Below are 20,928 nucleotides of genomic sequence, written 5' to 3'. Positions count from 1 at the left end.
TGTACCGACATGACGTCGGCCCCGCTCGTCATCACCGGCTACGACCGCAGGCTCGCCATGGTCGTCAGTGCGATCCGGGCGGGCTCGGACCTGTCCGAGGACGCTGCGCGCGTCCTGGCCGTCCGCGTGCTCGCCGCGCTCGACCACATTCCCGAGATCATCCGATGAGCGGGGTGAACGGCTCCGCCGCCCCCGCCGCGGTGGACCCGGCGCCGTCGACGTCCGCCGAGCCGACCGGCCGGGCGGACGAGGGACGGTGTCGGGCGTGCCCGCACCCGTGGGCCGAGCACGGCGCGCTGGACGCTCGCTTCTGCGACGCCACGTTCGCCCACTCGCACGACCGCGGCTGCATCTGTCGCCCGGTCGCGCGGCGCGCCTGAGCGGCGCGCGTCCTCACGCCAGCAGCGTGCCGGGGGTGGGCTCGTAGGGGGTGAAGAAGTCGCTCGCGGGCATCCCGGCCAGGGTGAGGGCGAGCGTCGGGACCGAGACCCCGTCGATCTGCTCGCGGAGGATGTCCGCGTGACCGGCGTGGCGCGCCCACTCCTCCACGAGGTGCACCAGGTAGTAGCGGGTGTGGATGGGGCGGGCGTCGAGGATCCCGTGCCACGGGGCGGGCGGGGCGACCGTCACCGCCGACGGGTCGCTCTTCGCGATCGCGGCCAGCAGCTCGGCCCGGAGCCGGTCGAACTCCTCGAGCGTGTCCGCGACCGTCTCGTCGTCGCGGACGACGAAGCTGTCGTTGAACTCGGCGAACGCCGCGGCGTCGAAGGGCTGCTCGGTGACCTCGGTCGCCAGCCGGGTCAACGCGCCCCGGATGCACCAGGCCGCGTGCTTGACGAGCCCCCCGACGGACAGCGTGCTGCGGCAGGGCGTCGCGCGCGCCTGCTCCTCGGTGAGACCGAACGCGGCGGCCCGCAGGGCCGTGAGCTGCTCGTCGACGTAGTTCACGAGACCGGTGACCTCGTCGTGCCGGGCGGGTGCGTACATGGGTGCCTCCTGGGCTGTGCCGTGCTGACGGAGACGACCCTGCCGGACCCAGCGGTCAGTTCCTGTCCGCTTTCCTCACGCGGAACGCCCGCGCGCTGCAACAGCGCGGGCGTTCCGCGCGCGGGTGACCTCCACCCACCGACGACCAGGCTGTCCGGACCCCCTTGTGCCCGGCTTGTCGGGCGCTTGCGCGGCCCACCGATGAGTTGCGGGGCGCAACGGGGTCCTACTCTCGTCGAGCCGATGAGGAGGGCCAATGAGCGGGATCGAGATCGTGGTGGCGGGGGCGAGCATCGCGGGGCCCGCGCTCGCGCACTGGCTGTCCCGGCGGGGAGCCGAGGTGACGGTCGTCGAGCGGGCGCCGCGGCTGCGGCCCGGCGGGCAGGCGGTCGACGCGCGCGGGGTGGCCAAGGAGGTCATCCGCCGGATGGGGTTGGACGCGCAGGTGCGGGCGGCCTGCACCGACACCGCGGGTGCGTACACGGTGGACGCGGACGGCACCGTGCTCGAGACCTTCCGCGCGGACGACGACGGGGGCGACGGGTACATCTCCGAGATCGAGATCCTGCGCGGGGACCTGTCGCGGGTGCTCTACGAGGACACCCGGGACACCGTCGAGTACGTCTTCGGGGACCGGATCGCCGAGCTCACCCAGGACGCGGACGGCGTGGACGTCCTGTTCGAGGGCGGGGACCGGCGGCGCGTCGACCTCGTGATCGGCGCGGACGGCCTGCACTCGGGGCTGCGCGCGGCGGTGTTCGGGCCGCGCGAGCGGTTCGTCCGCCACCTCGGGATGGTGCTCGCCTTCTACACCGTGCCGAACGAGTTCGGCCTGGACCGGTGGTTGATGGACTACCAGGACGCGGGCCGCTCGGCGGGGCTGCGGCCCGTCGGCGACACCGCCAGGGCCATCGCGATGCTCTCCTTCCCGGCGGCGGACTTCACGGTGGACCACCGGGACGTCGAGGCCCAGAAGCGGCTGCTGCGCGACCGCATGGCGGGCTTCGGCTGGGAGACCCCGCGCATCCTGTCCCACCTGGACGCGACCCCCGACTTCTACCTCGACCAGGTCGCCCAGGTGGTGATGGACCGCTGGTCGAGCGGCCGGGTGGGGCTGGTGGGCGACGCGGCGTTCTGCTCCTCGCCGATGTCCGGGCAGGGCACCGGCCTGGCCCTGGTCGGCGCGTACCTGCTGGCCGGGGAGCTGGCCGCGGCCGAGTGGGACCCGGAGAAGGGGTTCGCGGCCTTCGAGGCCCGGATGCGCGCGTTCGTCGAGGCCAACCAGGAGATCGGTCGGCTGCACGTCCAGCAGATCCTGGGCGGCGCGCCGGAGGAGGAGCCCGACATGGAGGCGCTCATGGCCCTGGCCGACCGCGCGATCAACGGCATCGACCTGCCCGACTACGCCGGGGTGCCGGACCGCGGACCGCGCCCCGCCTGAGCGCGCCGTCAGGGCGCGAGGGACTGGGTGCCGAGGACGAGCGCGAGGGCCAACCGGTCGGCGTCCGCCGTCCCGGGTTCCGCGGTGTAGACGGAGATCCGCAGGTCGTCGCCCGCGACGAGCAGGGTGTCGCAGTCCAGGGTGAGCGGCCCCACCGAGGGATGGTCGATCGTCTTGCGGCGCGTGGGCTCGGGTACGGCCGGTGGCGTGTCGGCCGCCCAGAGCTCGGCGAAGCGCGGGCTGCCCGCGACGAGCTCGGCGACGAGCGCGCGCAGGGCCCGGTCCGCGGGGTAGCGCGAGGCGGTCAGGCGCAGGTCGGCGACCAGCCGCACCTCGTGCTCCGCCTGTTCCCGGGGGTCGTGGCGCACGCGCGTCGGTCGGCGGGTCACGTTGCGCCACACGGCGTTGCGTTCCAGGCCCCGCCAGGTCGTGGTGTCACCCATGAGCGCGTCGTAGGGGGCGTTGGCGAGCACCAGGGTCCAGCTCGCGTCGTACACCACGACCGGGGTGTGGGACAGCCGGTCGACGAGGCGGTGGACGCTGGGGGCCAGCCGCGTCGGCACGACGTCCGGGCCGGGCGCGGCGTGCCCGGCCAGTCGGTAGAGCAGGCCGCGTTCGGCGTCGGCGAGGCGCAGCGCGCGGGCCAGCGCCTCCACGACCTGCGCCGACGGAGCCGTCGCCCGGCCCTGCTCGAGCCGGGTCAGGTAGTCGGTCGAGATCCCGGCGAGCCCGGCCAGCTCCTCGCGGCGCAGCCCGGTGGCCCGCCGCCGCACGCCGGCGGGCAGCCCGACGGCCTCGGGCGACACCCGGTCGCGCCACCGGCGCACCGCGCTCCCGAACTCCCACGTCGTCACGGGGCCAGTGTGCGCCCGCCCGTCCGGCCTGTCCTGGTCCTGCCGGTCCTACGACGACCGGACGACTGCCTGACCTCCGACGATCCGCGCAGGGTGGGGTCATGACCGTCCTGCTGACCGGCCCCACCCGCAACCTCGGCCGCCACGCCGCGCTCGCGCTGGCCCGCCGCGGAACCGACCTGCTGCTGGTCGGCCGCGCGGGCGCCGACCTGACCGCCGTCGCCCGCGAGGCCCGGGCGCTCGGCGCGCGCGTCCACGAGATCGGCTGCGACCTCGCACGCCTGTCGGACGTCCGGGCGGCGGCCGCGACCGTCCGCGACCTGATCGGGTCCGGAACGGCCGGGCCGCTGCGCGCGCTCGTGGCGAACGCGGGCGTCATGTCGGCCGACACCCGTCGGGCCTCCGCCGAGGGCTACGAGCTCACCTTCGCCGTCAACTTCCTCGCGCACGCGCAGCTGATCGGCGCGCTGACCGACGTCTTCGCCACCCCCGCCCGGATCGTGCTGCTCGGCTCGAACACCTACTACGAGAACGTCTGGCGGCGGCTGCTCCACGTGCCCGCCGCCGAGTGGGCGGACCCGGTCGAGCTCGCCCGCCCGGGCCTGACCAACTCCGGGGTCGCCTACTCGAACGCCAAGCTGGCGATCCTCTACTACGCCCACGAGCTGCAGCGACACCTTCCCGACGGGATCGGGGTGGCGGTGTTCGAACCGGGCTGGATGCCCGGCACCGCGCTCGGTCGGGACGCACCCGCAGGCCTCCGCGCGGTCATGCGGGCGATCGCGCGGATCCCCGGGGTCTCCACGCCGGAGCGCTCGGGCCCCCTGCTCGCCGACGTGGCTCTCGACGACCGGTGGGCCGGTCTGCGCGACGGTGCCTTCGTGGTGCGGGACGAGGTGCGGCCGGTGCAGCCGTTCGCCCAGGACCGCGCCCGCGAGCGCAGGCTGTGGGAGGCGACGGCCGAGCTGATCGCCGGTTAGGCCGCTTCCCGGACCACGCCGACCGCCCCGCGCAGGCCGACGCAGCCCACGCAACCGACGCAGCCCACACAGTCGACGCAGCCCACGCACCCGACGCACGCCACGCAGCGCCTGCAGAACACGCTGCCGACGCAGGCGACGCAGTTCAGCAGACCCACGCTGAGCACGGTCAGCACGCTCGCCAGGACGAGGACACTGCCCGCCGTCGCGACGCTGCCCGCGACCCCGGCGCTGCCTGCCGTCGCGACGCTGCCGGAGACCGCGGCGCTGCCCGCGGTGGCCACGCTGCCCGCCACCGCGACGCTCCCGCCGACGCCCACGCTGCCTGCCACGGCCACGCTGTCGGTCACCCCGGTGCTGCCGGCCACGGCGAGGCCCGGGCCGGTCGACGAGGTCTTCATGGTCGCCGAGGTCTGCATGGTCGCCGAGCATGCCGGCCCCCGGTCCGGCCGACGAGCCTCAGTCGACGAGTTTCGGGAGCAGCTCCTGGCAGCCGACGCGCAGCTCGTCGAGCGCGGTGGCCGAGCCCGCGAGGTGGCGGAGCAGGGCCTGCTGGAACAGCCCGTCGAACAGCGCGTAGACGGCTGAGGGGGTGCAGGTGGGGCGGCGGCCGCCGAGCTCGGCGTAGGCGACGACCAGCCGCCAGATCATCTCCTGCAGGCCGCCGTCGATGTCCTCGACGTCCGCCCGGAAGGACTCCTCGAACATGGACTGGGTGCGCAGGTCGTACCAGAGCCGGTGCATCAGCGGCGCCTCGGCGAGGGTTGCGGCGAGCCCGCGACCGCAGGCCTCCGCCAACTCCTCGACCGTCGCCGCCGCCGAGACGAGCCCGTCGTAGCGCTGCACGCAGTCCGCCTTGTACTGCCGGACGCAGTAGGTGATCAGCTCGTTCTTGTCGGCGAAGTAGTAGTGCAGCAGGCCGTGCGAGAACGCGGTGTTGTCCGCGATCGTGCGCAGGCTGGTGCGGGCGTAGCCGAGGTCGGCCAGGGTCAGCAGCGCGGCGTCGGCGAGCTCTCGGCGGCGGTCCTCGAACTTGTCGGCACGAGACCGCAACCGCGCGGCGGCGGAGCTGGGCATGCCCCGACGATAGGCACTTTCTGACCATTCGTCCAAGAGAATCTTGACAATCGTCCAGGAACGGGCCACGGTCGTGACCGTCATCACCACGCTTTCGAAGATCGAGAGACGACGATGTCGCTGACCTTCTACCTGGACAAGGGCGCCTCGCTGGATCCCGGCGCGCCGTGTCTGACCCTCGACGGGGACTCGCTGTCCTACGGCGAGGTCGTCGCGCTGTCCCACGCCGTGGCGCGGGCCCTGCGGCGGTCGGGCGTACGCCCGGGGGACAAGGTCGGGATCCTGTCCGCGAACGATCCGACGGCGTTCTCGTGCGTGTTCGGGATCGCCCGGTCGGGCGCGGTGTGGTGCCCGATCAACCCGCGCAACGCGGCGGCGGAGAACGGCGAGCTGCTGGACCTGTTCGACTGTGTCGCCCTGATCCACCAACCGGCGTTCGACGGGCTGGTCGACGAGATCGCCCCGACGCTCCCGAAGCTCACGACCCGGGTCCGCCTCGGTGCGGAGTTCGACGCGTGGCTGGCCGCGGCCGCGGACGACCCGGCGGCGGAGGCGGACCAGCCGGACGGCGTCGTGGCCCTGGTCGGCACCGGGGGGACCACCGGTCGGCCGAAGGGCGTCATGCTCACCGACCGCAACCTCGAGGCGATGTCGGCGATCACGCTGATGAGCTACCCCTTCGAGGGGCGCCCGGTCTATCTCGCCCAGGCCCCGTTGACGCACGCCGCCGGAGTGCTCTGCTTCCCGATCATGGCGCGCGGCGGCGAGGTCGTGATCATGGCGAAGCCGGACGTCGGGCGGTTCCTGGAGCTGATCGAGCGGCATCGGGTCACCCACACGTTCCTGCCGCCCACGTTGATCTACATGATCCTCGGCCACCCCGCGTTGGACGGCACGGACCTGACGTCGCTGCAGTGCTTCTGGTACGGCGCGGCGCCGATGTCGGCGGCCCGGCTGGCCGAGGCGCTCGACCGCATCGGGCCCATGGCGCAGCTCTTCGGGCAGTCCGAGGCGCCCATGATGATCTCCACGATGTCGCCCGCCGAGCACCGCCTGGCCGACGGGTCGATCGCACAGGCGCGGCTCTCGTCGGCCGGTCGGCCCTCGCCGCTGGTCACGGTCGCGATCCTCGACCCCGAGGGCCGCCCGGTGCCGCGGGGGGAGCGGGGGGAGATCTGCGTGCGCGGCTCGCTGGTGATGGCGGGCTACTACCGCAACCCGGAGGCCACCGCGGAGGCGTCGGCACACGGCTGGCACCACACCGGCGACATCGGGTTCCTGGACGCCGACGGGTTCCTCTACATCGTGGACCGGGCCAAGGACATGGTGATCACCGGCGGGTTCAACGTGTACTCCGCCGAGGTCGAGCAGGCCCTGATGGTGCACCCGGGCGTCCGGGACTGCGCGGTGATCGGCCTGCCCGACGAGAAGTGGGGCGAACGGGTCGTCGCGGTGGTCCAGCCCCAGCCGGGCACCGACATCGACGTGGCGGAGCTGACCGCGTTCGTCAAGGACCGCATCGGAAGCGTCAAGGCGCCCAAACAGATCGAGATCTGGGCCGATCTCCCACGTTCCACCATCGGCAAGGTCCTCAAGACAGAGATCCGCTCCGAGCTGGCCAAGGAGGCCACCGCATGAAACTCGCCCTCTACCTGCCGAACTTCCGCGACAAGGTGACGTTGCAAGAGCTCGAGGAGCTCACCGCCCTCGCCGAGGAGCTCGAGTTCGACTCCGTCTGGACGCTCGACCGGATCGTCGTCCCGGAGTCGTCGGACCGCATGGAGATGGAGTACTCCTTCGGGATGATGGAGGGGCTGCCCAAGGCGCTCCCCGTGTCCTCGCGCGGCCAGTGGTTCCAGGGCTACCCGCTGATCCCGTGGCTCGCCGCGAAGACCAGCAAGGTGCGGATCGGCATGAGCATCATCGACACGCCCTACCGCGCGCCGGGCGTGCTGGCCACCGAGCTCGCCACGATCGACCACCTCTCGAAGGGGCGGCTGAACGTCGGCGTCGGGTCCGGCTGGATGCCCGAGGAGTTCGCCGCCGCGAGCGCCGCGCACATCTTCCCGAAGCGGCACAAGCACGTGCGCGAGACGATCGAGGTGATGCAGGGCATCTGGAACAACGAGGTCTTCTCCTACCACGGGGAGTTCGCGGACTTCGAGAGCTGCGGCTTCGGCATCAAGCCGCTGCAGGACCCGCTGCCGATCTTCTTCTCGGGGCTCAAGGACCCGGCCCGGGCCGCCAAGCGGGTCAGCAAGTACGACCTCAAGGGCTGGATCGGGATCCAGGACTCCCCGGAGGACATCGCCACCTGGCGCGGCGGGATCGAGCGTGAGCTCGAGGCGATCGGCAGCCGGCGCAAGATCGGCGACCTCGAGATCAGCAGCATGATCTGGACGGTCATCACGGACGTCGACCTGGACGACTCACCCGCGGGCAAGGTCACCAACCTGCTGGCGGGCAGCGAGCGCCAGATCACCGACAAGCTCAAGGCGTACAAGGAGGCCGGCATGACGATGCCCATGTTCTGGCCGCCGTTCGCCGACGTCCCCGTCTCCAAGACGCTGGACGACCTCAAGCGGATCAAGAACGACATCATGCCGAAGGTGGAGGCCTCCTGACATGGCAGAGCTCGACGGTAAGAGGGTCTTCGTCACCGGTTCCGGGGCGGGGATCGGCAAGGCCATCGCGACGCTGTTCACCGAGCGCGGTGCGCGCGTCGTGGTCAGCGACATCAACGCGGACACGGCCAAGGCGACGGCGGACGAGATCGGCGCCGTGGGCGTCGCGAACTGCGACGTGACGGACGAGGCGCAGGTCCAGAACGCGGTGGCCGAGGCGGTGGGGCTGCTCGGCGGGCTGGACGTGCTCGTCAACAACGCGGGTATCGAGATCTCCTCGCCGCTGCTGCAGCAGTCCACGGAGAGCTTCGAGCGGATCCACGCCGTCAACGTGCGCGGGCCGTTCGTCGCGATGAAGGCCGCGATCGGTCACCTGATCGAGTCGAAGGGCAACGTCGTCAACATCGCGTCGATCGCGGGTATCGGCGGCAGCCCGCTGCTGGGCTCGTACTGCGCCTCGAAGGCCGCGCTGATCCAGATGACCCGGGTCGCGGCCGTCGAGATGCGGCCGACGGGCGTGCGGTTCAACGCCGTGTGCCCCGGCTTCGCGGACACGGCGATGGTCGAGCGGCTCGTCCCGGACTTCGAGGCGGCCACCCAGGTGCCCTTCGGCGACCTGGTCGCGCAGAAGCAGGGCCGGCTGGGCACGCCGCAGGACATCGCCGAGGTGGCGGCGTTCCTGGCCTCCGACCGCGCCTCCTGGGTCACGGGCAGCGCTTACGTGCTCGACGGCGGCCTCACCGCCTCGCTCGTCTGACCTGCGGCTCCGCCGCCCGTGCGTGGTAAGTGGTGCTCTGGCACCACTTACCACGCACGACCACGAACGGGAGTGGGATGACGCTCTGGCGCCCGACGGCGGCCCGGATCGAGGGGTCCGCACTGCGCGAGTACCTGGACTGGCTCGCGGAGCGCGAAGGGCGGCCGTTCGCGGACCACGACGCGCTGTGGGCCTGGTCGGTCGCCGACCTCGACCGCTTCTGGACGTCCATCGTGGACTACTACGGCGTCGGGTTCTCCGCTCCCTGGTCGGAGGTCCGCACCCCGGACCCGATGCCGCGCACCCGGTGGTTCACCGGGGCGCGGCTGAACTGGGCCGAGCAGGCCCTGCGCCGGGGTGCGGACACCGACGTCGCGCTGCTGTGCGTGCGGGAGGGCGGCGCGCCGCCGCGAGACGTCACCTGGGCCGCGCTGCGGCGGTCGGTCGCGGCCCTCGCGGCCTGGCTGCGCGCGGTGGGGGTGCGGCCGGGGGACCGGGTCTGCGCCTACCTGCCGAACACCGAACACGCGGTGATCGGCCTGCTCGCGACCGCGGCTGTCGGGGCGGTGTGGTCCTGCTGCCCCCCGGACTTCGGCGCCGAGGGCACCATCGGCCGGCTCGCGCAGCTGGAGCCGACCGTGCTCATCGCGGCGGACGGCTACCACTGGAACGGCCGCGTGGTCGACCGGGCGGACGTCGTCGCGACGCTGCGGGACCGGCTGCCGACGGTGCGGGCGTTCGTGCACGTCCCCTACGCGTTCGTACGGCCCGCGCCGCCCGACTCGGTGGAGTGGGCGGACGTCGTCTCCGGGAACGCGGCGCCGGAGTTCGCCCAGGTCGAGTTCTCGCACCCGCTCTGGGTGCTCTTCACCTCCGGCACCACCGGCCTCCCCAAGGGCCTCGTGCACGGCCACGGCGGGATCGCGCTGCAGGGTCACCTGTGGGCGGGTCTCTACGCCGGGCTCCGCGAGGGTGAGCGGATGTTCGCGTTCACCTCGACCGGCTGGGCGCTGTGGAACATGCAGCTCGGCGCGCTGCTGCACGGCGCGAGCATCGTGCTGTACGAGGGCAGCCCGCGCGGCAGCGCGGTCTGGGAGACGGCCGCCCGCACCGGCACGGACGTGATGCTGCTGGGCGCGGCGGTGGTGACGGCCTCCACCACCGAGCCCGGCCTGGACTTCGGCCGGTTGCGCCACGTGATGGTCAGCGGCTCGGCCCTGCCCGCGGCGGGCTACCACTGGATCAGGGACGACATCGGCGCGGACGTGCGGATCGACTCCACCAGCGGCGGCACGGACGTCTCCGGCTCGTTCGTCGGAGCGAACGAGTACGCGCCGGTGCAGGTGGGCCGGATCGGCGGACGACTGGCCGGTGTGGACTGCGCGGCCTGGTCCGAGGAGGGCGAGCCCGTCGTGGACGAGGTGGGGGACCTCGTCGTCACCCAGCCGATGCCGTCGATGCCGGTCTCGCTGTGGAACGACCCGGACTTCGCGCGGTACACCGAGACGTACTTCGACACCTGGCCGGGGGTGTGGCGCCACGGTGACTTCGTCACGCTGCACGCGGACGGCAGCCTGACCATCCACGGCCGGTCGGACTCCACGCTGAACCGGCAGGGCGTGCGGCTGGGCACCGCGGACTTCTACGACGTCCTCGAGACGCTGCCCGAGATCAGCGAGTCGCTGGTGGTCGGTGTCGACCAGCCGGACGACGGCTACTGGCTGGGTCTGTTCGTCGTCCCGGCCCCCGGGGTGGCGCTGGACTCCGCGCTGAAGGACACGATCGTCTCGACGCTGCGCGCCCGGCTCACCGCGCGCCACGTCCCGGACGAGATCGTCGAGGCCCCGGCCGTGCCGCACACGTTGAGCGGCAAGAAGATGGAGGTCCCGGTCAAGAAGCTGCTCGCCGGGCGGGCCCTGGAGAAGGCCGCCAACATCGCCTCGGTCGACGATCCGGACGCGTTGCGCTGGTACGCGGACTTCGCCGCGTCCCGCCGATGAGGGTCGGCGCCTACCTGGCCCACCTGGGCCCCGGCGCGCCCTTCCCCGTGGTCGACCGCGCACGTCTGCTGGTCGACGCCGGCTTCGAGAGCCTGTGGATCCCGCAGATCATCGGGCGGGCCGGCTTCGTGCCCGACCCCTTCGTCGCCCTGGCCGCCGCGGCGGTCGCGGTGCCGGGGGTCGAGGTCGGCACGGCGACCCTCCAGGTCCCCTTGCACCATCCCGCCGAGCTCGCCCACAAGATCCGCTCGTTGCAGGCGGTGGCGGGGGAGCGGCTGACCCTGGGGGTCAGCCCGGGTTCGACGGAGGCCGACCACGCCTTGCTGGGCAAGGACTTCGCCGCGCGGTTCCGCACCCTCGACGCGCAGGTGGACGACCTGCGGCCGCTCGGCGTGCCGCTGCTGCTCGGCTCGTGGGGCAGGAACGTGGAGAAGGCCGCGCGGCGGTACGACGGCTGGATCGCCTCCGCCCACCGCACCTCCCCGGCCCAGATCGTCGAAGCCCTGGCCCGCTTCCGCGCCGCGGGCGGCGGGCGCGCCGTCGTGACCGCCGTGTCCGATGCCGCCGATCTCGAGGTCTACGCCGACGCGGGCTTCGACGACGCGATCATGGTTTTCGAGCCGGGGCAGGCTCCCGCGACGGGGTACTAAGCCGTGTCGCCTGCGATGTAGGCGAGGACGGCGGCGACCCGGCGGTGGGTGGTGGGGGCGCCGTCGGGACTGAGCTTGCCGAAGATCGCGGACACGTGCTTCTCCACCGCGGACTCCGAGAGGTGCAGGGCCCGGGCGATGCCGATGTTCGTCAGGCCGCGGGCCATCTCGTGGAGGACGGAGCGTTCCCGCTCCGAGAGGGCGTCGACCGCGTGGGTGCGGCGGCGGGCGATCAGGGTGTCGACGATCCGGGTGTCCAGCGCGGTTCGGCCCGCGCAGACCTCGCCGAGGGCGCGCATGAGCTCGGCGACGTCTCCCACGCGCTCCTTCAGCAGGTAGGCGAGCCCGTCGGTGCCGTGGGCGAGCAGCGCGTCGGCGTAGGACCCGTCGGCGTGCTGGGACAGGACGACCACCCCGACGGACGGGTGCCGGGCCCTGATCTCGTGGGCCGCCGCGATGCCCTCGGTGCCCGCGGGCATGCGGATGTCCGTGATCACCGCGTCCGGCCCGAGCTCGTCGACCGCGGCGACCAGCTCCGGAGCGGAGGCCACGGCAGCGCAGACCTCCACCCCGCCGTCCGTCAGGAGGGCGCGCAGGCCCTCGCGCAGCAGGTAGTGGTCGTCCGCCACGATCACCCGCACGGTGTCACGCTCCCGCTGGGACGACGGCGGTCAGGCGGGTGCCGGTACCGGGTGCGGAGTCGACCTCGAGGGTCCCGCCCACGGCGGCGATGCGATCGCGCAGGCCGACCAGGCCCGTCGCGCCCCGCACGGCGGCCGGGTCGAAGCCGCGGCCGTCGTCGACCACCTCGATCCGGAGCCTGTCGCCCGCGAGCACCATGCGGATCGTCGCGCGTTGGGCACCACCGTGCTTGAGCGTGTTGGCCAGCGCCTCGCAGACGGTGAAGAACGCGGTGCTCTCGATCGCCGCCGCCAGCCTCCCGTCGCGGACACCGGGCCCACAGCTCACCTCGACCGGGATCGGCAGCTTCCCCGCCCGACTCTCGACGGCGGCCACCAACCCCTGGTCGGCCAGTGTGGTCTCGTGGATGCCGGAGACGAGGTCGCGCAGGTTGCGCATCGCCTCCGCGGCGTCGGACTGCAGGGTCTCCAGGGTGGCGTCCAGCCGCTCGACGTCCGTGCGTGCGAGCTGCCTGCGGGCCAGCGCGATCCGGGTGAGGAGGGCGGCGAGGTCCTGCTGGGCACCGTCGTGCAGGTCACGTTCGAGGCGACGGCGGGCGGTCTCCTCGGCCGCGACGATCCGCTGGCGGGAGGCCTCGATCTCGGCCAGTCGGGCGGCGAGCTCGTCGGCGAGCCGAGCGTTGGTGAGGGCCATCGTGGCCTGGCGGGCCAGCGTGTCGAGCCGGGCCCGCGTGCGGGGGCGCCCGCCGAGTGCGGGACCGCACGACATCTCGCCGACCTCCGCGATCCGGGCCGTGGCGGTGGGACGCTCGCCGGGCCGCAGTGGGCGGCCGACATGGACCTCGCCGACCCGGACCCAGTGCGCGCCGAGGCCCTCGCGGGCGGTCTCCGCGATCGACTCGGTGAGCGCGCGGCGGTCGAGGGTGTGTTCGAGGGTGTCGCCGAGCCGGAGGAGCAGCTCGTCCCGTGGGACGTCCTCGCCGAGGGTGAGCCGGCGGGCGCGGCTGAGCAGGGTGCGCCGCAGCGGCTCGAGCGCGAGCGCCGCCACGACCGCGACCACCACCGCCACCTGCAGGTTCCGGCCGCCGACCGTCATCCCCAGCGCTCCGGCCGCGGCGACGTAGGTGCCGAGGATCAGCAGCGACAGGATGGCGTACGGGAGGGTGCGGCGGACGGCGCCCAGCGCGTCGAGCAGGTTCGGCCGCGCGATCCCGATCCCCAACGCCACCGGGAGCAGGACGTGGCAGGCGATGAGCACACCGTCGCCGACGAGGTGTGGCAACGCGCCCGCCTCGGCCAAGGCGTTGACGACCAGCCCCAGCACCAGGATCAGCGCGGCGACGACCGGCCAGCCCATCCGCAACCGGGCGGCGGCGTCGAGCCGCCGATAGCGCAGCGCCATGATCGCGACGGCGAGCAGCGGCGCGATCGCGAGCGCCGAACGGTCGAGCACCTCGAGGTCCGGCCCCCCGACGTGGAGCGGACTCGGGAGAACCGGCAGCACCAGGCCGTCGGAGTCCCGGCTGAACTGCAGGATCCAGGTCGGGACGACCGTCGGCGAAGTGAGCAGCAGCCCGATCGGGAGCAATAGCGTGAGCCCGCCGAGGACGCCGACCAGCCACCGCTCGGCGGCGAGGTGCGGCACACCGTCGGGGTAGCGGACCAGGGCCGCGGCCTGCGCCGTGACCATGGCGAGCCCCAGGGTCTGGGCGACGAGGTTCCCGACCACGGACATCCCGTCCGCGATGAGCCCCACCGACACGGCGAGCCACGTCAGGGCCACGCAGCCGAACAGCAGCAGCCGCACCGCCGCACGGTTGTGCGGCTCGACGTGGCAGGCCCAGATGCCGAGCCCGACCGTGACGACGAACGACAGGGACCAGGACGGGCCGAGGGTGGCCAGCACGTCCGCCCGGACCAGCTGGATCCCGAGCGCGACCGCGGCGAGGACACCCCAGCTCGTCAGGAGCAGACGGGTCATGGCAGGAGCATCGCAGCCGGACGATCGGTTGGGGAGGGGGAGGACCTCCGGACCGTCTGCGGTTTTCCCCACGAGGGTCGGCGGCCCACCTCGTTCTGCGCCGCCTCCGAGGTTCCTAGCGTCGACGGGCATGGACACCCAGCCCGTGGACCGCACGCTGACCGCCTCGGTCGTCGCCTCCCTCGCCCTGACCCTGGTCTCCTCGATCCTCTACACGCTGCACGGGTGGAACGATCCCCTCGCCGCCCTGTTCCACATCGTGGGCGGGGCGGTGGGTGGGCTGCTCGTCGTGCGGCTCGCCTCCTGGCTCGCCGGGTCGAGGCTCGCCGCTCCGGTGCTGGTGGTCGGGATGCTCGGCTGCGCGGGTGTGGTGGGTTACGGGTTCAACACGGTCGAGGTGGGTCTCGGTGGGGTGGACCTGATCGACGCTGCGGGGGTCGCCGTCGTGCTCAAGCCGTTGGGGCTGTGCTGGCCGCTCACCCTGTTGCTCGCGGGGATCGGGCTGTTCCGCCGGGTGCCCGCCCCGCTGGCGGGCGGAGTCGTGGTGGGGGCACTGGCCTTCCCGGTGTCCCGGATCGCGAACGTCGGCTGGCTGGCGATCCTGGTCGACCTCGTGCTGCTCGGGTGCCTGGCCGCCGTGCCCGCCCTGCTCCGGCAGCCCGGTCGGGCCATGGCGAACGGGGTCACCGTCTGACCGCGAACCAGCCGATCCCGACCAGAAGTGCGGTCTGGGCGAGCTCGCCGGGCAGGCCGAGGTCCACGGGCAGGGCGAAGAAGACCACGAGGTAGAGGAGGCCGACGATCGGGAACCAGCGCGGAACGCTGCGGGCCACGAGCATCCCGACCAGGCCGATCGCGACGCCGAGGCCGATCGCGACCTGGGTGCCCACGATCGTGGGGACGAGGGCGGCGGTGGCCTGGTTGACGCGCTCGACCTCGGCGGGGTCGCCGACCGCGTAGGCGTAGGGGAGGGCTTCGGCGACGATCACCAGGCTGAACAGGATTCCCCCCGCGGCGACGAGAACGCCGGCGGCCCAGGCGAGGACTCCACGGGCGAGGACGACCAGGAACACCGCGGTGCCGAGGAAGGTGAGCAGGAAGGCCGGGCCGCCGACGTAGAGGTTGGCGGGCCAGTACGCGGCGGTCAGGTCCTCGGGGCGGAGCGGGAACCGCGGCTCCCAGGCGAGGAACCCGACACGGGCGACGAGGGCGGTGAGGACGGTCGCGAACAGCGCGGGGAGTGCGCGAGCCCGGCTGGCGGTCAGGGTCGAGGTCACGGCCGAACGATGGCTCGACAGCACCGCCGAGGCATCGGTGCCAGCACCTAACCCGACATCAGTGCTGGTCGAGCCAGGTGCGAGCGGCCTGGACGCGGCGGTTGGTCTCGGGGGTCTGGGCCAGATCGAGCTTGCCGAACACGGAGCGGATGTGCGCGTCGACGGTCCGCTCGGACACCACGAGCTGGGCGGCGATGCCCGCGTTGCTCGCCCCGGCGGCCAACAACTCGAGGACCGCGTTCTCCCGCGGGGTGAGGCCGGGAATCGCGCGGGGCGAGGCCGGGCCTGCGGGGGGTCCGAGATCGCCGACGGGGTCGGGGGCAGGGTCGTGTGCGGAGCGGGGGTCGGAGCCGGAGCCGGAGCTGGAGTCGTGGGCGGGGACCGGGGCGGGGTCGTCGGGGCTGTCGGCGGCGAGGGCGTCGGCGAAGCGGGCTGCGCCGAGCCACGCCCCGCCGACCACGACCACGGCGAGCGCCGCGACCGCCAGCGCCGCCACCGTCGGGGCCAGGCCGGCGCCGGGGGCGGTGAGCAGCGTGCCGACGCCCGTCACGACGAGCAGCGCGACGGCGAGCGCCAGCGCGCGGACCACGAGCCGGAGCGAGCCGGGGGCGACCGACCGCGCGGCCAGGCGGGCGCAGGTCGACGCGACCGCCGCACCGCCCGCGAGCGCCACGAGGAAGGCGACCGAGCCGGTCGACGGATCGACGGCGCCCGGGTTCCGCGCCACCGCGAGGAGCAGGCAGAACACCACGGTCAGCGGCGCGCACGCCGTGCCCGCGGCCGCCAGGCCGAGCTGGGCGCGGGCCGGCCCGGTCGACGTCAGGGCGGCGCGGCCGAGGCGGATCGGCAGCACCAGGAGGGTGAGTAGCCCGAGGACCGACACGGCGTCCCCGATCGGCGTCAGGGTGACGAGCCAGGCCTCCGGCGCGATCTGGGGGACACCGGCGAAGGGGTCGTCCGGAGCGACGAGGAACAGCGTCGCCAGGGCGGCCGCCCCGGTGGTGGCGAGGACCAGTCCGTGCTCCCAGGCCCGTCCGCGCCGGACCGCCGCCGACGCCGTGAGCTGCGACACCGCGAGCGGGACCAGCCACATCGCGTTCCACACCGCCACCGCCGCCGGATGCTCGGTCGCCACCGCGAGCACCGCGGAGGCCAGGTAGGCGAGCAGGGACACCGACAACGCGGGCGGGCTGAGGGCCGCTGCGGCCACGAGGGCGAGGACGCCGACGGGATGGGTCGCGAAGCCGCCGCGCCCCGTCGACCCGAGCACGACCAACGCCGCGGCCGGCACGATCCCGACGGCCAGGGCGGGCAGGGCGGCTCGACGGGCGCGGGGCCCCGCAGCGGTCACCCCGGTGAGCCTGCGGCACACGGGCCGGAGGGGCAAGACCCTGCAGGCCAGGCGTCGAAGCCATGGCGATCATGCCGTTCGTCCGAGTATCTTCCGCCGCCATGTCGGATGAGCGCGACCGCCGCTGGGTGGACACCATGCCCGCGGCCTACGCCGCCGGTCTGGAGGCGGCGGTCTTCGCCCCGTTCGCCGCGGAGCTCGCCGGCCGGACGGGTGGAGCGCGGCGCGTGCTGGAGGTGGCGGCGGGCACCGGGGTGGTCACCCGCGCGCTGCTCGACGCCGGGTGCGAGGTGGTCGCGACCGACCTCAACCCCGCCATGGTCGCGCTCGGGGCGCAGCGCGAGCCGCGGGCGCGCTGGGCGCAGGCGGACGCCACGGCGCTGCCCGACGAGGAGTTCGACCTGGTCGTCTGCAGTTTCGGGGTGATGTTCCTCCCTCGGCGTCCGGCGGCCTACGCCGCGGCGCGCCGGGCGGGCGGCCGGTTCCTGTTCACCACCTGGGACGCCGTCGACACCCACGCCTTCGCCGCCGCGCTGGTCCACGGTCTGGACGCAGCCTTCCCGGGCGACCCGCCGCGGTTCGTGAGCGCCGTCCCGCACGGCTACACCGACCCCGACCGGGTCCGCAAGGACCTGGCCGAGGCGGGCTTCGCGGACGTCTCGGTGGAACGGGTGGTGCTCACCGGCACCGCCCCGTCCGCCGCCACCGTCGCCCGCGGCTTCTGCCTCGGGACCCCGCTGCGCCAACAGATCCTCGAGCGCGGGGAGCTGGAGGAGGCGGTGGACGTCGTCGCAGGGGTGATGACCGCCGAGCTCGGCGAGGGCGAGGTCAGCGGCGCGATGGCCGCCTATGTCGTGGACGCCCGTTAGCGGACGACGTCGAACACCTGCTTCTGGATGCCGTTGCCGTAGGCCTGGCTCTCCACCAGCCGCAGCGGCTGCTTGTCCTTGTCGGTCTGGCTGAACAGGCGCTTGCCCGCGCCGAGCAGGACCGGGAAGACGAGCAGGTGGTAGCGGTCGATCAGGCCCGCGTCGGAGAGGGCGCGGTTGAGGGTGGCGCTGCCGTGCATGCTGATCGGGCCGCCGTCGGTCTCCTTCAGCGCGGCCACCTCGTCGAGGGAGCGCAGGATCGTGATCTCGCCCCAGTTGTCGACGAGGTCCTCCTCCTTGAGCGTGGTCGACACGACGTACTTCGGCATGGCGTTGTACTGCGGGAACACCTCGGTCATCCCCGGCCAGACCGGGGCGAAGGCCTCGTAGCTGAGGCGGCCGATCAGCATCGCGGACGCCTCGGCCTGCTCGGTGCCCTTGAGCTCGTAGGCGGCCGGGTCGAACTCGATGCCGTCGGCGGTCCAGCCGGAGTTGCGGTAGCCGGGCTCACCGCCCGGGGCCTCGACGACACCGTCGAGCGAGACGAACGCGGTGGAGATCAGCATGCGGGTCATCGAAGATCCTCTCGGGTCAGTGTTGCCCATACTGACCGAGGGGAGCGCGAGAACTCATCGCCCATCGCCACAACAGGAACGCGGCGGCCGCCCCGAACCACAGCCACGTCGCGAAGGCCGCGACCGGACCGGTGACGAAGAAGCCGAGCAGCAGCGCGCCCGCCCAGCTCACGGCGGCCAGGACCAGCCCGAACGCCGTCCACAGGAGCGCGATCGGGCGCCGGTACACCGACGGACGCGCGACGAGCAGCGGCGCACCCAGCACCAGCACGATGGGCACGAGGACCGGGCTCAGCAGGCTCGCGGCCACCGCCAGCACGCCGAGCACGATCACCCGCAGCAGGACGACCGGACGCCAGGGCCGGACCGCGCCGGGCTCCGGCTCCACCACCACGGGCGCGCCGCCGGGACGCTCGGGGGCGAGCACGATCCGGCCGGGCGCGGCGCCGTTGCGGTGCGGCACCGGCCCGCTCACGAGCACCGCGACGAGCCACACCGCCGCGACCAGCACCGCCCCCGACACCACGGCGGCGAGCAGGAAGTCCGTCGTCTGGCCGGGCGTGGGGTCGTCCAGGACCAACAGCGCCTGCACCGCGGCGTGCACCACGATCACCAACAGCACCCTCACGACGGCCGCCCCGCCTCGTCGATCACCGTCTGCACCGGCCCGTCGTAGAGGACGCGGTCGCCGACGCGCACCGTCATCGGCCCGTCCGGTGGAGCGGACACGGTGATCGCGGTGCCGTCCGTGGTCGTCCCGGCGCAGGTCACGGCGCCGGCGTCGGACGTGCAGACCGGCGCTGCCAGGATGCTCACGCCCTGCACGACCAGCACGTCGTTGCCCGCGAACCGGACCAGCGCCTCCCGCGTCCCGCCGACGGGCGCGACCGCGGCCACCTGCGAGCACCCGGCCGTGACCAGCGCGACCAGGACCACCAGGGGTCGTGCGTGGAAAGTGGTGCTCTGGCACCACTTTCCACGCACGGGCGGCCGCAGGCCGCTGCTCGTCGGGCTCACCGGGCCACCATCCGGGCGAGGTCGGTGTTGGCCTGGGCCTCCAGCGCCGCGTCGGTGATGGTGGCGAGGTCGAAGGGGGCGGGCAGGAGGAGCTCGGTGTTGCGGTCGAGTGGGGAGCCGCGGCGCATGAACGGGTCCTCGATCCAGTCGTTGGCGGCGAGCTCGCGGCTGGTGCCCGCGAGGTCGGCGAGGCTGCCACCGGGGCTCGCGGTGAGCGGGGAGGCGTGGTCGACGACCGTCGTGAAGATCGACATCGTGCCGTCCCGGTTGTCCACCAGCTCCACGACCTGCTGTTGCTGCGGGAAGTCGATGCAGGACGCCGTGGTGATCTCCCAGAAGCCCCGGTCGCCGCGGGTGTGGGCGAGGATCTGGTTGAGGTGGGTGTGCCCGTTCAGCCAGGCGACGACGTTCGGGAAGTCGAGCAGCAGGTCCACGAACTCCTCGGCGCCGTGCAGCACCTCGGTCGCGCCCGGCCGCAGCGCCCGGTTCTCCAGGGTCAGCGAGTTGTGGTGGCTGAGGACGAGCACCAGTCGGTCCGTCGTCTGCTCCAGCTGTGCGCGCAGCCAGCGGAACTGGGTGTCCGGGACCGCGCCGTCCGGCCCGGCGACCTGGTTGCAGGTGTCCAGCCCGAACACCCGGACCTGCGGGGTGATGTCCGCGCTCCACCACGTCTCGCCCGAGTCCAGGTTGGCGCGGGTGAACCCGTGCCCGACCGGGCCGGGGTTCGGTGCCGTGTCGAAATGGGCCGCCATGAACTCCTGCTGCTCGAAGATCCGCCGTCGGGAATCGGCCGTGACCGTGCGGAAGCCCGGGGTGAGACCGAACCGCTGGTCGAGGGCGCCGACCAGGCGTTGGAGCGGGCTCGCGGTGGCCGCGTACCCGCCCAGGACGTCCGCCGCGAGCGCCTCCCACGCCAGCGCCTTGCGGTCCCCGGTCGCCATGGTCCGGAACTGCGGACTGATCCCGAACGTGCCCAGCAGCAGGGTGTCGTGGTTGCCGTAGACCGCGTACCAGGGCGCGGGCAGCCCGACGGGCTGGACCGGGCCCGCGATCGCGCGGTCGAGCAGGCCGGGCATCCGCGGGAAGCCGTAGTCGCCGAACCCGCCGCCGGCCGGGTCCTCCGGGCGGTACGCCCACACCGCGTCCGACCAGGCCTGCAGGCCCTCGTACACCCCGGGCCTGCCGCTGTCCGGTGTGACCGGGCGACCGTCGAGCACGTCGATGTACCAGCGCAGCTCGTGGTGGGAGTGCATGTCCGCGCTGTCCCCGGTGACCATCGCGGCCCCCATCGGCGCGCCGGTCAGCGGGCTGAACCGCAGGTCGGTCAGGGCCTGGGTCATCGCGGCGAGCACGTGCACCGTCAGCGGGTCCTGGGGATGGAAGGCCGACGCCCAGGCCGAGTGGTCCTGCACGATCATCGGTTCGATCCGGCCGGGCGACTGGGCGTCGATGACGTGCATGTCGGAGAGGTGGCCGAGGTAGAGCAGCGACCGGCGGGCCCGGGCCCGGTCCGCGTCCGGCGCCCGGCGCAGGACGTCGAGCCGGGGGAGGTAGGGCTCGCCGGGGCCCGCGACGAGGGTGCGGTACCGCCCCTGCGCCACCGGGCCCTGCAGGATCGTCTGGTGCAGTGTGGACAGTGCGGTGGACGGGGTGGCCTGCTGGGCGAGGGCCTGCCCGAGCTCGAGGGGGTCGAGCTGCCAGGCCGCGGAGAGCGCGGCGACGGAGGCGAGGAAGCCCCGGCGTGAGAGTCCTGCCACCGGCGCGCTCCCTTGTGGACGTGATCGTTCGGGGAAGGACTCGCGGTCGGGCCCGTCTCGTTACCTCGGCGAGCGCCGCCCTCGCTGGTG

General features: G+C 73.4%; 23 protein-coding genes. 11 read left to right on the top strand and 12 right to left on the bottom strand.

Going from position 1 to position 20,928, the window contains the following annotated elements; all coding sequences use genetic code 11:
- Positions 1-9 precede the first annotated feature (9 nt).
- The gene (locus tag BLS43_RS29975) at positions 10-168 is read left to right on the top strand and encodes a DUF6307 family protein (protein ID WP_176921309.1); all 159 of its coding nucleotides are present in this window, start codon (positions 10-12) and stop codon (positions 166-168) included.
- Entirely contained in the window at positions 165-380 is a 216-nt protein-coding gene (locus BLS43_RS13250; protein ID WP_093083471.1) for an RGCVC family protein, read from the top strand. The genes BLS43_RS29975 and BLS43_RS13250 overlap by 4 nt, the downstream gene beginning before the upstream one ends.
- A 13-nt stretch (positions 381-393) precedes the next feature.
- Here BLS43_RS13250 and BLS43_RS13245 read toward each other — a convergent pair whose 3' ends face one another.
- The gene (locus BLS43_RS13245; RefSeq protein ID WP_093083469.1) at positions 394-987 is read right to left on the bottom strand and encodes a DinB family protein; all 594 of its coding nucleotides are present in this window, start codon (positions 985-987) and stop codon (positions 394-396) included.
- Between the two features lie 256 nt (positions 988-1,243).
- Here BLS43_RS13245 and BLS43_RS13240 point away from each other — a divergent pair, with 256 nt between their 5' ends.
- Positions 1,244-2,428: an FAD-dependent monooxygenase gene (locus BLS43_RS13240; RefSeq protein ID WP_176921308.1), complete on the top strand. Its 1,185-nt coding sequence runs from the start codon at positions 1,244-1,246 to the stop codon at positions 2,426-2,428.
- An 8-nt stretch (positions 2,429-2,436) separates the two neighbouring features.
- Here the strand turns inward: BLS43_RS13240 and BLS43_RS13235 are convergent, their stop codons facing one another.
- Complete coding sequence (locus BLS43_RS13235; protein ID WP_093083466.1) at positions 2,437-3,282, bottom strand: helix-turn-helix transcriptional regulator; 846 nt, start codon at positions 3,280-3,282, stop codon at positions 2,437-2,439.
- Between the two features lie 101 nt (positions 3,283-3,383).
- On the opposite strand from BLS43_RS13235, the gene BLS43_RS13230 reads away from it, so the two are divergent.
- Positions 3,384-4,262, top strand: a complete 879-nt coding sequence (locus BLS43_RS13230) for an SDR family NAD(P)-dependent oxidoreductase (RefSeq protein WP_093083463.1) — start codon at positions 3,384-3,386, stop codon at positions 4,260-4,262.
- Here the strand turns inward: BLS43_RS13230 and BLS43_RS13225 are convergent.
- Together BLS43_RS13225 and BLS43_RS13220 are read right to left on the bottom strand one after the other, a co-directional pair.
- Positions 4,259-4,681 carry a hypothetical protein gene (locus BLS43_RS13225; RefSeq protein ID WP_218129808.1) on the bottom strand — a complete coding sequence of 141 codons (423 nt, stop codon included), beginning with the start codon at positions 4,679-4,681 and terminating at the stop codon, positions 4,259-4,261. The two genes, BLS43_RS13230 and BLS43_RS13225, sit on opposite strands and share 4 nt — an antisense overlap.
- A 40-nt stretch (positions 4,682-4,721) precedes the next feature.
- Positions 4,722-5,339 (bottom strand): TetR family transcriptional regulator, encoded by a 618-nt coding sequence (locus BLS43_RS13220; protein WP_093083460.1) that lies wholly within the window; start codon positions 5,337-5,339, stop codon positions 4,722-4,724.
- Between the two features lie 114 nt (positions 5,340-5,453).
- Between BLS43_RS13220 and BLS43_RS13215 the strand changes: the two genes are divergently transcribed.
- From BLS43_RS13215 to BLS43_RS13195, 5 genes are all read left to right on the top strand, one after another.
- Positions 5,454-6,977 (top strand): acyl-CoA synthetase, encoded by a 1,524-nt coding sequence (locus tag BLS43_RS13215; RefSeq protein WP_093083456.1) that lies wholly within the window; start codon positions 5,454-5,456, stop codon positions 6,975-6,977.
- Positions 6,974-7,963 (top strand): LLM class flavin-dependent oxidoreductase, encoded by a 990-nt coding sequence (locus tag BLS43_RS13210; protein WP_093083453.1) that lies wholly within the window; start codon positions 6,974-6,976, stop codon positions 7,961-7,963. Before BLS43_RS13215 ends, BLS43_RS13210 begins: the two co-directional genes overlap by 4 nt.
- Before the next feature lies 1 nt (position 7,964).
- Positions 7,965-8,720 (top strand): SDR family NAD(P)-dependent oxidoreductase, encoded by a 756-nt coding sequence (locus BLS43_RS13205; protein WP_093083450.1) that lies wholly within the window; start codon positions 7,965-7,967, stop codon positions 8,718-8,720.
- A gap of 77 nt (positions 8,721-8,797) precedes the next feature.
- Positions 8,798-10,720 (top strand): acetoacetate--CoA ligase, encoded by a 1,923-nt coding sequence (locus tag BLS43_RS13200; RefSeq protein WP_093083447.1) that lies wholly within the window; start codon positions 8,798-8,800, stop codon positions 10,718-10,720.
- The gene (locus BLS43_RS13195; protein ID WP_093083444.1) at positions 10,717-11,370 is read left to right on the top strand and encodes an LLM class flavin-dependent oxidoreductase; all 654 of its coding nucleotides are present in this window, start codon (positions 10,717-10,719) and stop codon (positions 11,368-11,370) included. Before BLS43_RS13200 ends, BLS43_RS13195 begins: the two co-directional genes overlap by 4 nt.
- Here BLS43_RS13195 and BLS43_RS13190 read toward each other — a convergent pair.
- Both BLS43_RS13190 and BLS43_RS13185 read right to left on the bottom strand, forming a co-directional pair.
- The gene (locus BLS43_RS13190; protein WP_093083442.1) at positions 11,367-12,011 is read right to left on the bottom strand and encodes a response regulator transcription factor; all 645 of its coding nucleotides are present in this window, start codon (positions 12,009-12,011) and stop codon (positions 11,367-11,369) included. The two genes, BLS43_RS13195 and BLS43_RS13190, sit on opposite strands and share 4 nt — an antisense overlap.
- Positions 12,012-12,015: 4 nt before the next feature.
- Entirely contained in the window at positions 12,016-13,992 is a 1,977-nt protein-coding gene (locus tag BLS43_RS13185; RefSeq protein WP_143030032.1) for a sensor histidine kinase, read from the bottom strand.
- Positions 13,993-14,122: 130 nt separating this feature from the next.
- On the opposite strand from BLS43_RS13185, the gene BLS43_RS13180 reads away from it, so the two are divergent.
- Positions 14,123-14,686 carry a hypothetical protein gene (locus BLS43_RS13180; protein ID WP_093083437.1) on the top strand — a complete coding sequence of 188 codons (564 nt, stop codon included), beginning with the start codon at positions 14,123-14,125 and terminating at the stop codon, positions 14,684-14,686.
- Here BLS43_RS13180 and BLS43_RS13175 read toward each other — a convergent pair.
- Together BLS43_RS13175 and BLS43_RS13170 are read right to left on the bottom strand one after the other, a co-directional pair.
- Positions 14,676-15,269, bottom strand: a complete 594-nt coding sequence (locus tag BLS43_RS13175; RefSeq protein WP_093083435.1) for a hypothetical protein — start codon at positions 15,267-15,269, stop codon at positions 14,676-14,678. The two genes, BLS43_RS13180 and BLS43_RS13175, sit on opposite strands and share 11 nt — an antisense overlap.
- 58 nt (positions 15,270-15,327) lie before the next feature.
- Positions 15,328-16,620: a helix-turn-helix domain-containing protein gene (locus BLS43_RS13170; RefSeq protein ID WP_218129807.1), complete on the bottom strand. Its 1,293-nt coding sequence runs from the start codon at positions 16,618-16,620 to the stop codon at positions 15,328-15,330.
- Between the two features lie 101 nt (positions 16,621-16,721).
- Here BLS43_RS13170 and BLS43_RS13165 point away from each other — a divergent pair, with 101 nt between their 5' ends.
- A complete protein-coding gene (locus tag BLS43_RS13165) occupies positions 16,722-17,489 on the top strand; it encodes a class I SAM-dependent methyltransferase (protein ID WP_093083432.1) in 768 nt (255 codons plus the stop codon).
- Here the strand turns inward: BLS43_RS13165 and BLS43_RS13160 are convergent.
- Genes BLS43_RS13160 through BLS43_RS13145 form a run of 4 tightly spaced genes read right to left on the bottom strand, consistent with a single transcriptional unit; the run spans position 17,486 to position 20,838 of the window.
- Positions 17,486-18,064: a dihydrofolate reductase family protein gene (locus BLS43_RS13160; protein ID WP_093083430.1), complete on the bottom strand. Its 579-nt coding sequence runs from the start codon at positions 18,062-18,064 to the stop codon at positions 17,486-17,488. The two genes, BLS43_RS13165 and BLS43_RS13160, sit on opposite strands and share 4 nt — an antisense overlap.
- Before the next feature lie 16 nt (positions 18,065-18,080).
- On the bottom strand, positions 18,081-18,692 hold the full coding sequence (locus BLS43_RS13155) for a hypothetical protein (RefSeq protein ID WP_143030031.1): 612 nt from the start codon (positions 18,690-18,692) through the stop codon (positions 18,081-18,083).
- On the bottom strand, positions 18,689-19,081 hold the full coding sequence (locus BLS43_RS13150; RefSeq protein WP_143030030.1) for a hypothetical protein: 393 nt from the start codon (positions 19,079-19,081) through the stop codon (positions 18,689-18,691). Before BLS43_RS13150 ends, BLS43_RS13155 begins: the two co-directional genes overlap by 4 nt.
- Positions 19,078-20,838, bottom strand: a complete 1,761-nt coding sequence (locus BLS43_RS13145) for a TIGR03767 family metallophosphoesterase (protein ID WP_093083421.1) — start codon at positions 20,836-20,838, stop codon at positions 19,078-19,080. The genes BLS43_RS13150 and BLS43_RS13145 overlap by 4 nt, the downstream gene beginning before the upstream one ends.
- Between the last annotated feature and the right edge of the window lie 90 nt (positions 20,839-20,928).

This window comes from Pseudonocardia oroxyli (genome assembly GCF_900102195.1).
Taxonomy (GTDB): domain Bacteria; phylum Actinomycetota; class Actinomycetes; order Mycobacteriales; family Pseudonocardiaceae; genus Pseudonocardia; species Pseudonocardia oroxyli.
The sequence above is the reverse complement of the archived record's forward strand: the minus strand, read 5'-3'. Positions and strand labels throughout refer to the sequence as shown.

Coding starts and splice junctions, on each gene's coding strand:
- BLS43_RS13215 (WP_093083456.1), top strand. CDS start 5,454: ATGTCGCTGACCTTCTACCTGGACAAGGGCGCCTCGCTGGATCCCGGC.
- BLS43_RS13195 (WP_093083444.1), top strand. CDS start 10,717: ATGAGGGTCGGCGCCTACCTGGCCCACCTGGGCCCCGGCGCGCCCTTC.
- BLS43_RS13205 (WP_093083450.1), top strand. CDS start 7,965: ATGGCAGAGCTCGACGGTAAGAGGGTCTTCGTCACCGGTTCCGGGGCG.
- BLS43_RS13180 (WP_093083437.1), top strand. CDS start 14,123: ATGGACACCCAGCCCGTGGACCGCACGCTGACCGCCTCGGTCGTCGCC.
- BLS43_RS13245 (WP_093083469.1), bottom strand. CDS start 987: ATGTACGCACCCGCCCGGCACGACGAGGTCACCGGTCTCGTGAACTAC.
- BLS43_RS13210 (WP_093083453.1), top strand. CDS start 6,974: ATGAAACTCGCCCTCTACCTGCCGAACTTCCGCGACAAGGTGACGTTG.
- BLS43_RS13165 (WP_093083432.1), top strand. CDS start 16,722: ATGTCGGATGAGCGCGACCGCCGCTGGGTGGACACCATGCCCGCGGCC.
- BLS43_RS13225 (WP_218129808.1), bottom strand. CDS start 4,681: ATGCAGACCTCGGCGACCATGAAGACCTCGTCGACCGGCCCGGGCCTC.
- BLS43_RS13160 (WP_093083430.1), bottom strand. CDS start 18,064: ATGACCCGCATGCTGATCTCCACCGCGTTCGTCTCGCTCGACGGTGTC.
- BLS43_RS29975 (WP_176921309.1), top strand. CDS start 10: ATGACGTCGGCCCCGCTCGTCATCACCGGCTACGACCGCAGGCTCGCC.
- BLS43_RS13250 (WP_093083471.1), top strand. CDS start 165: ATGAGCGGGGTGAACGGCTCCGCCGCCCCCGCCGCGGTGGACCCGGCG.
- BLS43_RS13185 (WP_143030032.1), bottom strand. CDS start 13,992: ATGACCCGTCTGCTCCTGACGAGCTGGGGTGTCCTCGCCGCGGTCGCG.
- BLS43_RS13220 (WP_093083460.1), bottom strand. CDS start 5,339: ATGCCCAGCTCCGCCGCCGCGCGGTTGCGGTCTCGTGCCGACAAGTTC.
- BLS43_RS13230 (WP_093083463.1), top strand. CDS start 3,384: ATGACCGTCCTGCTGACCGGCCCCACCCGCAACCTCGGCCGCCACGCC.
- BLS43_RS13200 (WP_093083447.1), top strand. CDS start 8,798: ATGACGCTCTGGCGCCCGACGGCGGCCCGGATCGAGGGGTCCGCACTG.
- BLS43_RS13240 (WP_176921308.1), top strand. CDS start 1,244: ATGAGCGGGATCGAGATCGTGGTGGCGGGGGCGAGCATCGCGGGGCCC.